The sequence below is a fragment of the Chitinophaga sp. genome (assembly GCF_036566945.1).
Lineage (GTDB): Bacteria > Bacteroidota > Bacteroidia > Chitinophagales > Chitinophagaceae > Chitinophaga.
The window spans coordinates 1-10287 of sequence record NZ_DATCVJ010000235.1; the positions used below are offsets into that span (position 1 = coordinate 1).

The 10287-nt window shown below is 42.0% G+C and carries 12 protein-coding genes; 10 read left to right on the plus strand and 2 right to left on the minus strand.

Annotation, left to right across the window (positions count from 1 at the left end):
* Positions 1–225 precede the first annotated feature (225 nt).
* Positions 226–783 carry a hypothetical protein gene (locus VIP81_RS06820; RefSeq protein WP_331957731.1) on the plus strand — a complete coding sequence of 186 codons (558 nt, stop codon included), beginning with the start codon at positions 226–228 and terminating at the stop codon, positions 781–783.
* Between the two features lie 104 nt (positions 784–887).
* Here the strand turns inward: VIP81_RS06820 and VIP81_RS06825 are convergent, their stop codons facing one another.
* Together VIP81_RS06825 and VIP81_RS06830 are read right to left on the minus strand one after the other, a co-directional pair.
* Complete coding sequence (locus tag VIP81_RS06825; protein WP_331957733.1) at positions 888–2468, minus strand: glycosyltransferase family 39 protein; 1581 nt, start codon at positions 2466–2468, stop codon at positions 888–890.
* Between the two features lie 121 nt (positions 2469–2589).
* Positions 2590–2997 (minus strand): helix-turn-helix domain-containing protein, encoded by a 408-nt coding sequence (locus tag VIP81_RS06830; protein ID WP_331957735.1) that lies wholly within the window; start codon positions 2995–2997, stop codon positions 2590–2592.
* Between the two features lie 89 nt (positions 2998–3086).
* Here VIP81_RS06830 and VIP81_RS06835 point away from each other — a divergent pair, with 89 nt between their 5' ends.
* The 9 genes from VIP81_RS06835 to VIP81_RS06875 all read left to right on the plus strand — a co-directional run.
* Positions 3087–3467, plus strand: a complete 381-nt coding sequence (locus VIP81_RS06835; protein ID WP_331957737.1) for a nuclear transport factor 2 family protein — start codon at positions 3087–3089, stop codon at positions 3465–3467.
* Between the two features lie 139 nt (positions 3468–3606).
* Positions 3607–4374 carry a helix-turn-helix domain-containing protein gene (locus VIP81_RS06840; RefSeq protein ID WP_331957739.1) on the plus strand — a complete coding sequence of 256 codons (768 nt, stop codon included), beginning with the start codon at positions 3607–3609 and terminating at the stop codon, positions 4372–4374.
* 68 nt (positions 4375–4442) lie between these two features.
* Entirely contained in the window at positions 4443–5006 is a 564-nt protein-coding gene (locus VIP81_RS06845) for a dihydrofolate reductase family protein (RefSeq protein WP_331957741.1), read from the plus strand.
* A gap of 81 nt (positions 5007–5087) precedes the next feature.
* Positions 5088–5729 (plus strand): hypothetical protein, encoded by a 642-nt coding sequence (locus VIP81_RS06850; RefSeq protein WP_331957742.1) that lies wholly within the window; start codon positions 5088–5090, stop codon positions 5727–5729.
* 652 nt (positions 5730–6381) lie between these two features.
* Entirely contained in the window at positions 6382–7278 is an 897-nt protein-coding gene (locus VIP81_RS06855; RefSeq protein WP_331957744.1) for a helix-turn-helix domain-containing protein, read from the plus strand.
* Positions 7279–7381: 103 nt separating this feature from the next.
* Positions 7382–7786, plus strand: a complete 405-nt coding sequence (locus VIP81_RS06860; RefSeq protein ID WP_331957746.1) for a VOC family protein — start codon at positions 7382–7384, stop codon at positions 7784–7786.
* 24 nt (positions 7787–7810) lie between these two features.
* Positions 7811–8425: a YdeI/OmpD-associated family protein gene (locus VIP81_RS06865; RefSeq protein ID WP_331957748.1), complete on the plus strand. Its 615-nt coding sequence runs from the start codon at positions 7811–7813 to the stop codon at positions 8423–8425.
* Positions 8426–8956: 531 nt separating this feature from the next.
* A complete protein-coding gene (locus tag VIP81_RS06870) occupies positions 8957–9865 on the plus strand; it encodes a hypothetical protein (RefSeq protein ID WP_331957750.1) in 909 nt (302 codons plus the stop codon).
* 68 nt (positions 9866–9933) lie between these two features.
* Positions 9934–10287 (plus strand): CHC2 zinc finger domain-containing protein (locus VIP81_RS06875; protein WP_331957752.1); only part of this gene is annotated, 354 nt, incomplete at its 3' end.

Sequence of the window (10287 nt, forward strand, 5' to 3'; positions counted from 1 at the left end):
ATATAGATAGGATTCCTAAGTTATTGCTTTTATTTAGAAAAAATTAATTCTCAACCTTTTTGAGATCGTGTTGTTAGTTATTCATTTCACGGTCCCCATAACCCAAAATAACTATTGTATTGCACTGATATTTTTACTTTGGCTAAGATCATCCGTTCAGCATTAGCTTGTTCCAACTGGCGCTATCCTCAATAATTTTACCTCCCTCTTAAAAACCATTTTTTTATGTCGAATCAAAATCAAACTGAAGCCACCGTTGCGCCCGCACTGGACGCCACCTCAACAATCCTGGTCGTAGTGGCTAGTAAATCCACATCGCAGTCTTTCAAAGAAAGTGATCATTCATTTACCTGCCCGACCAATACTATTATGACAGGCCGGTATCATAGTGGTGATGAAAACGGGCAGACTATGTATGAGTATGCCACCTTAAAAGCGGTGGATAGTTCTGGTAATACTGTACCTGGAACATTTACGGTCGGAAATAGTGGCTGGAGTGCCGGACAGAAAGAATCCTCCAGTGATTTTGGGGCCCCCGTCAACCAGGTAATCACCGCAAGAGAGCACAAGGGTGATGAAAATGGGCAGACATGGTACAAGACAGGCCAGATCTATTTCAACAACAGGCTATGCTATATAGAGGCTGAACCAGATGATCTTAGTATTACGGTGAAGGAATCCGCAGGGTCATGGGCAAAGAAAGATATTCCTATGATTCGCAGAAGGCATTCCGGAGACGAGAATGCTAATACGACGTATTACTTCGGGAAGATGGTACTTTAATCATCATCTCAAATAATTGTCGTTTATATAACCAGGAAACCCGCTATAATAGAGGGTTTCCTGGTTATAACATTGATTTAATTGATTATTCCCTAACGGTATTACTAGTGCATGGCACCACCTTGTTCCAGCGCATTAGGTTTCAGTGTTTGGACAGCCCCCTCTGCAGTGGTCTTCAGTTTACTCCGGTCGATTTTATCTCTGAATGCTTTCCGGAATGCGGCACTGGGTCCTTTCATTAGAATGATCAGCGAACCGTACTCGCAGGCATAAGGATTCGTGATGCTGTCTACCAGCTGTACGGTTTTGAACTCTTTGATGAAAGCGTGTTGCATTTCCTGCCTGTCGTCTGTAACGAGCAGTACTACCTCGAACTGATCGAAATCCCGGGGCATCCAGTAGAGAAAACTGGCATTGTCGCTGTATGCTTGCGGCATATGATATTTCGGGCCGTAATAGTTCACGCTTCCAGCTTCACCATAGTTGTCACAGAATAGCAGGGTATGGGCCTTCTCGGTGCTATCCAGGGAGGCGTAGGCCCTCGCAACCTTTTGGGTCATCTCTTCCCACGACAACATATCGGCGAAGTCCTGAGGCAGGGAATGATCCCGGAGGTCTTCCCAGCGGAGCGCGCCCACTTTGCGGGCCAGTGGGTGATGGAGATAGTATTCGGCCAGGGGAGCCGGCGCCTTGAACGGAAGGAGGAGCGGGATCACACGGATGCCGATGAAGCCGCTGAAAGCCACCATTCCTATTTTCCACCATTTGTTTGCCCAGGCGTCCAGCCGGGGAGCACCAAACGCGAACAGAATCGGGTAGGCCCCTTGCGAGTAATAACTTTTCCCGTGGCCCAGTATCAGGAGTGTAATGGTGATGAGAAACGCCCAGGCGATGAACCGGTATTGTTTTGTACGGGCGGCCCAGACGAGGCCGGTCACCCAGGTGAAACAAGTAGCGATATTGTACAGTAGCTGATCTGTCAGGAAAGTCCAGGGACTGAGGTATTGGAGCTGACTATTCTCGAGCGTCTTCATATGATAAACCACCGGAAAACCTTGTCGGATCTGCCAGAGAAGGTTCGGTAGGAACAACAGACACCCCAGACCGATGGCATAATAGAAATGGCGGTTAGTCAGCATCTTTTTATCCCAGACGAGGAGGATGCCGGCCATCAGGCCAGTGGCATAGAATACCATGGTGTACTTGCTTAGCATGCCCAGACCGAAGCTAACGCCTGCGATATAGAGATGCATAGACTTTCCGGTTTGCTGAAATCTGATCAGTCCATAAGCCATCGCCGTCCAGAAGAATATATCCAGGAAGTTTGGTTGGAAGAGGAAGTGCATCCTGAGCCAGGCGCCCGTTACGAAGGGCATCCAGGCCAGGACGAGGGCGAACCAACGGCCATTCAGGTGGAGCACCAGCCGACCCACAAGGAGGTAGGTCAGGGCCCCTGCGAGGGAAGGCCATATCTTGATCGCCCACATCGCACTGCCCAATAGGTTCGTCAGCCAGGCGAAGACCGAGAGAAGAGGCGGCGCTTCCATATAGCCCCATGCCATATGCCGGGCCTCCGCCAAATAGAGGAATTCGTCCCGGTGAGGCCCCCAGAGAGGATCCTGAATGAAGAAGGGCAAGATCAGTTTGATCAGTGCAAGAAGATAAAGGAGGTGAATGGGTTTCATAGGAAAAAGGTAAAAAAAATCGGGAGGATGCAAGTGAAATTTTGATCACTGGGAGGAAATTGGTGTCCTCTGGCACTAAGTAGCAGCGAATTGGCATTCCTGGGAACCAGGTGAATAATGGTTAGTTGATTTTAGCTCTTAGTGCCTGCACCAATTCTCTGGTTGCACCGGCCTTATCCTTTTTAATTTTTTTTCCAAGATCTTTCCTTGGGCAATTGTCATGATACTTTGCTCCCCAGTCCATGAGCTCAATGATAATTGGCGCCAGATCAATCCCTTTCTCAGTAAGGCTGTACACGAATTTCGATTTATTGATCGGCGATACCTCTTTATGCAGAATTTTAGCCGCTTCCAGCGTGTTCAGCCTGCTCACCAGGATATTGGTGGCAATTTTCTCCTCGGACGTCAGGAATTCGCTGTAAGAAACTTTTCCTCTCAGCATAACGTCGCGGATAATCAGCAATGACCATTTATCTCCAAATATGTCCAGTGAACAACTGATAGGACAGTCTGATCTTTTCTTCTCCATGTGAAAATAGTTATTGCAATTTGCAATAACTATTTTATATTGTGCTTGCAAATTGCAAGTGCAATATAAACGCTAAAAACTTAAATGCAATGGAAAAGGCAACTGAAATTAAACAGCTCCTTGAAATTTACTACAAGGGATTCGCCGCAAAATCTGGTTGGGAAGATACCATTGCGGATGACTTCCGGTTTACCGGAGGAGATATGACTAACCCAACACCGGTAGTTGGTAAGCTGGCCTATATCGAGGTGATCCAACGCTTTTCCCGGGTGTTTTCGGTGATGCGGGTAAAGGAAATGATGATCCAGGATAGCCATGCCTGCGTGATTGGTAATTACGACTTTAAATTCCCGAATGGGAAGGAAATTAATGGTAACGTAGCTGAAGTCTGGACCGCTGAAAATGGTAAACTACAATCGCTGACGATTTATTTTGATACCCAGAATTTTGCCAACAATACCAAACCATAGTATTCAATTGTATGCAATTTTAAAGTGGCAGGCAGAATTCCAACCGGTTTATCGAGATAAGGTTGCTTTTTGTTACATTTAATATGTAATTAGGTGAGTGCAGGTGAAGCACATTCGGCAACAATCAAGAAAGCAAAAAATGAAAGTAACTTATCCAACGCCACCGGAAAGGGTTTCAGCATTTGTACAGGGCATTCTTGTCATTGAAAATTATCAAAGTGCAGATGCATTTGAGCTGCCGTTATTTGCCAACGGGACACCCACACTTCTCTTTCAAACGAAAAAGGGACAATTGAGTACAGGCTCAAACTATTTAACGCTTTTTGGGCAGACAGTATGCCCGGATAAGCTGTCTATCAAGGGCGAATTTACGCTTATTGCATACTTCCTGAAGTCCTACTCATTGCCTTCACTATTTGCTACGGCGGCAAATGAACTAATAGATAATCCTATTGATTTTAATTTACTTCCAATGGGCGCTGGTTTGCAAGACCGATTACTCAATGCAGGAACAATAAATGAAATGCTCTCTTTAATGGATGATTTCTTATCGGATTTGATAGCAAAGATCAGAGTGGACCAATCCTTAATTAAATACGCTGTAGATAAAATTGGCTACAATACTGATAAAAATATTTTGGTTCATATTCAGAACGAACTATGTTTGACGGAAAGGACTTTTCAGCGCATGTTTGAGAGAAATATTGGTGTTTCACCAAATCAGTTTCGGAGAATTATTCAGTTCAATAAATCATTTCAACAACTCAATAACCGGATCTTTAAAAAATTATCAGATATTTCACTGGATAATGGTTATGCAGATCAAAATCACTATATCAGGTCATTTAAAGAATTCACCAATATTACACCAACGAATTATCTAAATGCTATCGCGACAGGATTGTAGTATTCATTTTGTCGGGTTTGTTCTATGTTGATATTGTTATTAACGGGAACTTCGTCTTAAAAAAAGACATGCGAGAACTAATAGTTACACAATGGGTTTCATTGGATGGTATTTTCGACGGAAACTCCATGAATGAATGGTGGATGCCATTTGACAGCCCCGATCGTCAACATTACATTCAGGACACGATCAATAATTGCGAAATTATGCTCTATGGAAGAAAGACCTATGAAATGCTTTATCCTTACTGGTCTTCTTTCAAACATAACGAGCAGGGTGTTGCAGACAAATTGAACACGGGAAAAAAATATGTCGTGTCGTCAAATCTTAAGAAGGCTCCTTGGGGAAATACAACGATTCTTCACAACGATTTTATCCGGGAAATTGAAAAAGTAAAAAGAGAGGATGGGGGATATATCCTGGTGCAGGGAAGCTCTTCTCTTTTGAAACCTTTACTGGAAGGTGGGTTGGTTGATGAGTTGCGATTATTGGTCAATCCGGCCATTGTAGGAACTGGTGCCCGACCTTTTTTGGAAGATATAAATATCAATTTAGAATTTATCAGGTTTCAACAGTTAGACAAAAATGTAGTTCTCCTGATCTATCACCCAACAAAAAAAGCAAGCGCCTGAGTGCCTTTCCCCATATTTTATCTAATTTACGACGGATCTGTCTTTTACTGTAGCATTCTATTTCCCTATAATCTATCTATCATGATGAAATTTAAGTTTTTAGTTCAGGCCTTTGTCCTTATCTTGATCAGCGCCAGCCTATTTGCGCAAAAAACGATTACACCAGATGTCGAGTGTTTACAATTACACCTGAGTGATTATAAAAATTTTGACGCAAGGACAAAACAATTGCTCGGCGCGGGCTACACCAAAATCGACTGGCCCATTGCACACCAGGATAAATGGCTAAAAAATTCGGCCTACAAGATGGTAGAAGATACCACAGAAACGATATTGGAAATTATCCACAACGATAACAAAGAAGTATTCCGGGTAAATATGTACCTCGGCTATACACAAAAGAAATGGGCCACATTCAGTGATGTAAAAAAAGTGAACATCTCCACAAACGTATTCTTTTATCTCATGGATCTGATCAATAAGGAGTATGGTACCAGCCAAAAGGGGCAGCGTAAGGTTTTTGGAACCTACAAAGAAACAGATTATGAGGTTCCGGAGAGATGTTTGAGCGGTATGGATGACGGGGATTTGGGCTACTTTACAAGCTGGGGGCCTTTTATGGAGTATCCAATCGATTTGGAAAATTACAACGCACAATATGTTATTGTTAGCGTTTCAGATGCAAAAGCCAGGATGGATTACTATAAGGCTACAAAGAAATAGGGAGGCCTATTGCTTTACACACTCTGTAAAAAATGAAATAACCCTCTAAATGATAAACATTTAGAGGGTTATATTGAGTTTTGCAACTCGTTTGTCGGGGCAACCGGACACATTTCGAATTTTCTTATGGCAGACTTAATCAGAATTGATAGTTTTCATCAGAAACCAGCGCGAAATTATTAGCAATGAAATAATAACCTATTACTATTGGATTAAGTGATAGGTTATTATTTAACTGTTGTCTTATCTGTTTGTCTACCGATTTATTTCGGATGCGTTAAAGCTGGTAATAATACTTCCATCATAACGATATCCCCACCTAAAGCGCCAAACCAAATATTTCCATCATTGGCTTCTAAAATTCCAAAAAAACATTGGTTTATCTGCTATTTCTGTTACAGTTGGCTTTTTATCAGACAAGGACTTTCCAGCAGATGGAGAGGTAATATTTTTCCAGGCATTCCATTTTCAATGACTACCTGACGATCTGAAAGTGAAATGGTAAAGATGTTATCAGTTTGTTCCCATAAAAAAAGGCCTGACGTTTGAAAAATTCATCCCTTGCCTGAAATATTGCAGAATATACTTCTTATTTTTATCACCAGATCATTTTCTGTTAGAAGAGTTGATATGACGGATTTACATAGATTTCATGAAAATAAAAACAACCCTTCCTTATTATACCGAAATAAACGATTTCCTGGCATCTATCCCGTGGCCGGGGCGGACGGACAATCCAGACTTTTATTGTTTGCGTTTAAAAAAGCTTGAAAGGGATGTGCAGGTTTACCGGCCGCCTTTTAAGCGGTCATTCTATTTCTTTGCTTTGCTGTTTAATTCAGGCAGGATACAGGTGAACTATGGGGATCAAACTGTTCAGGACCCTGACTCTTATCTCGTTCTCCATTCGCCTAACCTGGTGTATAGCTTTGCACATAACAACGGGTTGGAAGGGTATATTATTTACTTTAAGCAGGAATGCTTTTCTTTCTTCAAGCCAGATTTTCATCAGCAGTTCCCGTTATTTGATCCATTGCACACTAACCTATTTATGTTTGACCATGCCACATTTGAACAATTAGCCCCGCATTTTGAAGCGGTGTTTAGTGCATATGAAGGATCTGCCAAATCACAGCATATGGAAGCAAGGTTAAAACTCTTAGGACTGCTGTATCATTTGGAGGAATTCAGTCTTGAAAGGAAAAAGGAAATCCGCCTGGCTACAACGCAGCAAATACTCCTGCGTAAATTTACACAGTTGATCGACAATCACTATATCGATAAGCGCACGGTGCAGGAGTATGCAGATATGCTTTCTGTTACTGCTAACTACCTTTCACAATCTGTTAAGCAGGTTTCAGGTAAAAATGCACTTACTTTTATTGCCGAACGATTAACGAACGAGGCAAAGTCGCTTATACGATACACTGATTTTGAGATCGCCGAAATCGCCTATCAGCTCAACTTTTCAGATCCGGCCAACTTTGGCAAGTTCTTTAAAAAACAGGCTGGCTTGTCGCCTTCTGAATTCCGAAAACGGCACAAGTGATTAAATAGACCTGTTTATCCAAGTTTTCGACCATCTGTTTTGAGACGTACTGCTTTTCTTTGTTTCATCAAATTAAATGAACCCGGAACGGGAAATCAGGAACATGGCAACAAAAGTATTTATTAATCTTCCTGTAAAAGACCTGAACAGGTCAAAACTCTTTTTTGAGGATATTGGCTTTCACTTTAATCCGCAGTTTACGGATGCAAACGTTACCTGTATGATGATCAGTAACGGTATCTATGTGATGCTGCTTACGGAACCCTACTTTCAAAGTTTTACGGATAAAAAAATAAGCGATGCGCGGAAAGCCACTGAGGTATTGATCACGCTGGACGCGGGCTCAAAAGAAGAGATTTCAACCCTGGTGAACAAAGCGAAGTCGTTAGGTGCAATGGTTTACCGTAAGCCCGTTGATCATGGATGGATGTATCAGCACAGTTTTGCTGATCTGGACGGTCATCAATGGGAGTTTACCTATATAGATGAAACGCAATTACCTTGTTAAACAATCAAACAAATATTTAACATCATGAACCATCATTCAGCGTTAGACGCTTACATAGCCAATGCCGCAGATTTTGCCAAGCCTATCCTGGAGCATTGGCGACAGATCATTCACAAAACCTGTCCGGATGCAACGGGAGCTATTAAATGGAGTTTTCCTCATTTTGAATATAAAGGGGATAACTTATGCGTGTTGGCAGCATATAAGCATCATTGCTCCTTTACATTTTTGAAAGCAGAATTGATGAGTGATAGCCGTCTGAAGGCAAGTAAGGATTTAAAGCCGATCCAGCGGTTTTTAGGCAAGGTGACCCAATTAGCAGACCTACCGCCCGACAAGGAATTTGTAGCGATGTTAAAGGAGGCCATGCTACTGAATGAGAAGGGCATTAAAATAAAAAGGGAAAAGCCGGAAGCAGATAAACCTAAAGTATTTGAAACTCCCGATTATTTGCAGGTTGCATTAGATGCCAATCCCAACGCAAAAGCGGTTTTTGAAAGCAAGTCCAATTCTTTCCGCAAGGAATATATTGTATGGATAACGGATGCAAAGACAGATGAAACACGGCAAAAAAGAATAAGCGAAGCCATAGAATGGATAGCGGAGGGTAAAGGCCGGTTTTGGAAGCATCAGAAATAAGTACTTATGGCCTCAGATATATTTATCCACGATTCTTTGTGCTTTCCACCTCCGCGCCAGAGAGCTTAGGGAATAGACTTCGTAGATCCTATGCTTAACACCCGCTATGTACCTATAGTAACACTGCAGGAGAGATGGATTTGATGCGGGGATGACTTCCGGATGTATAATCCCGATGAAACTGAAGGCGGTATCCGGATTTATCATTAGTGTAACCGTTTCGCTACCCGCCACCTGGCGTGATTTAAAATCAATACGTGCCAAAGCGGCTGTATGCGCGACGGGTAGCAGCCGTTTGCTGCACGCTTTCAATGAAGCGGTGCGGTGCATGTACGCGCTGGATAAGGATTGGGGCCTGAATAAAGACAGGACAAATGGGCATAAATCTCATTTGTCCTGTCAAGTCGCCCTGCCTGTACAAATTTCGAACTTATTTTTAATGGATTTAAGGAAGCTGGCATCCATAGCGGTCTGAGATAATCAGCCTAAATAAATGAAAATAAACACGTATTTTAATAAAAAAAATATAAAATGTCAGATTATTTAGAAGCACTTAGAAAACTGAAAGAACTAGATCTTAGCCAATACCCTCACGATGAAGTGAAAGCTAATATTGGGAAATTTGGAAAATTTGGTCTTATAGAAATGACCTTGCATAAAGGTAAAGTGCTTATAAGGGCAAGACCTAATGTTGCCGGTGCAGCATCTTTCAGTACTAGATCAGAATTATCATATACACCAGCTAAGTATAACACTAGATATCAAAGAGCCAGTACTCCTCATCAAACAATGTTCTATGCTGGTACAATTCCCGAAAATATACCAGCAGACGAATTGGACAACGCGAGAATTATTGCCTCTTTAGAAGCCTCCCATTTATTAAGAAATATTGGACAAGAAGGAGAGCAAGTTGTCACCTTTAGCAAATGGGTTGTTACTCAAAATATCCCGCTAATTGCAGTTTGTTATCATAAGGATTCTATCGAACAAAGCTCTCATACAAAAGATTTGTACGCGGCCTATCATAGCTCGATGAAGGATATAGATGCGGGCCTAAGAGATAAATCTATTGCCATAACAGAGTTTTTAGCAAGTGAGTTTGCGAAAAAAGATGTCGATCCAGATTACAAATACATGATTTCTGCTATTTTTTCTGAAATAGTAGTTGAGAAAGGTCTTGCAGGAGTTTATTTCCCAAGTGTTCGCGCAGATGCAAGGGGTTATAATGTTGCTGTGTCCCCTCAATTTGCAGATGCTTGTTTGCAACTTGTCGCTGCTGGTGAGTGTACAATTTATAAAAAGGGAGATCATACTATCGTTGATAACGAAACTGTTTGCTTAATAGAAGACGATACTATTCCCTTTAAATTATTACCGATTGCACCAGAACATCACGTAGGGAGAGATGCAATCCTAAAAATTTTAAATGAGACATCTTAAACTTATATAGCTAAAACGTAATTCCTCGTAGAGCACTTAAGCATTTGTGGGATTGAAAAAAGTGAAGTATGAAAAATCTAATGTGTGCAGAGGCAAAACAAATTGATCTTGTTGATTATTTGGCCTTATTGGGTCACCAACCCCAAAAAGTAAGAAACCAAGACTATTGGTATCTATCTCCCTTACGGGTGGAAAAAACGCCATCCTTCAAAGTAAACCGGCAGTTAAACATCTGGTATGATCATGGAACCGGGAAGGGCGGCAATCTGGTGGACTTCGGAACGCTTTATTTTAATTGTAGCGTTGCTGACCTGTTGCAACGCTTATCGCAAAACCAATCCGCCTCGTCTTTTTCTTTTCACCCGCCTACCACTTTAGGCAACCAGCACCCGGCCCCCGCTTCTTTTGCTGGTGAAAAGAAA

Bases quoted from the DNA above. Each gene is read 5' to 3' on its own strand.
- VIP81_RS06860 (WP_331957746.1), top strand. From the start codon at position 7,382: ATGGCAACAAAAGTATTTATTAATCTTCCTGTAAAAGACCTGAACAGG.
- VIP81_RS06830 (WP_331957735.1), bottom strand. From the start codon at position 2,997: ATGGAGAAGAAAAGATCAGACTGTCCTATCAGTTGTTCACTGGACATA.
- VIP81_RS06820 (WP_331957731.1), top strand. From the start codon at position 226: ATGTCGAATCAAAATCAAACTGAAGCCACCGTTGCGCCCGCACTGGAC.
- VIP81_RS06835 (WP_331957737.1), top strand. From the start codon at position 3,087: ATGGAAAAGGCAACTGAAATTAAACAGCTCCTTGAAATTTACTACAAG.
- VIP81_RS06850 (WP_331957742.1), top strand. From the start codon at position 5,088: ATGATGAAATTTAAGTTTTTAGTTCAGGCCTTTGTCCTTATCTTGATC.
- VIP81_RS06865 (WP_331957748.1), top strand. From the start codon at position 7,811: ATGAACCATCATTCAGCGTTAGACGCTTACATAGCCAATGCCGCAGAT.
- VIP81_RS06825 (WP_331957733.1), bottom strand. From the start codon at position 2,468: ATGAAACCCATTCACCTCCTTTATCTTCTTGCACTGATCAAACTGATC.
- VIP81_RS06845 (WP_331957741.1), top strand. From the start codon at position 4,443: ATGCGAGAACTAATAGTTACACAATGGGTTTCATTGGATGGTATTTTC.
- VIP81_RS06870 (WP_331957750.1), top strand. From the start codon at position 8,957: ATGTCAGATTATTTAGAAGCACTTAGAAAACTGAAAGAACTAGATCTT.
- VIP81_RS06855 (WP_331957744.1), top strand. From the start codon at position 6,382: ATGAAAATAAAAACAACCCTTCCTTATTATACCGAAATAAACGATTTC.
- VIP81_RS06840 (WP_331957739.1), top strand. From the start codon at position 3,607: ATGAAAGTAACTTATCCAACGCCACCGGAAAGGGTTTCAGCATTTGTA.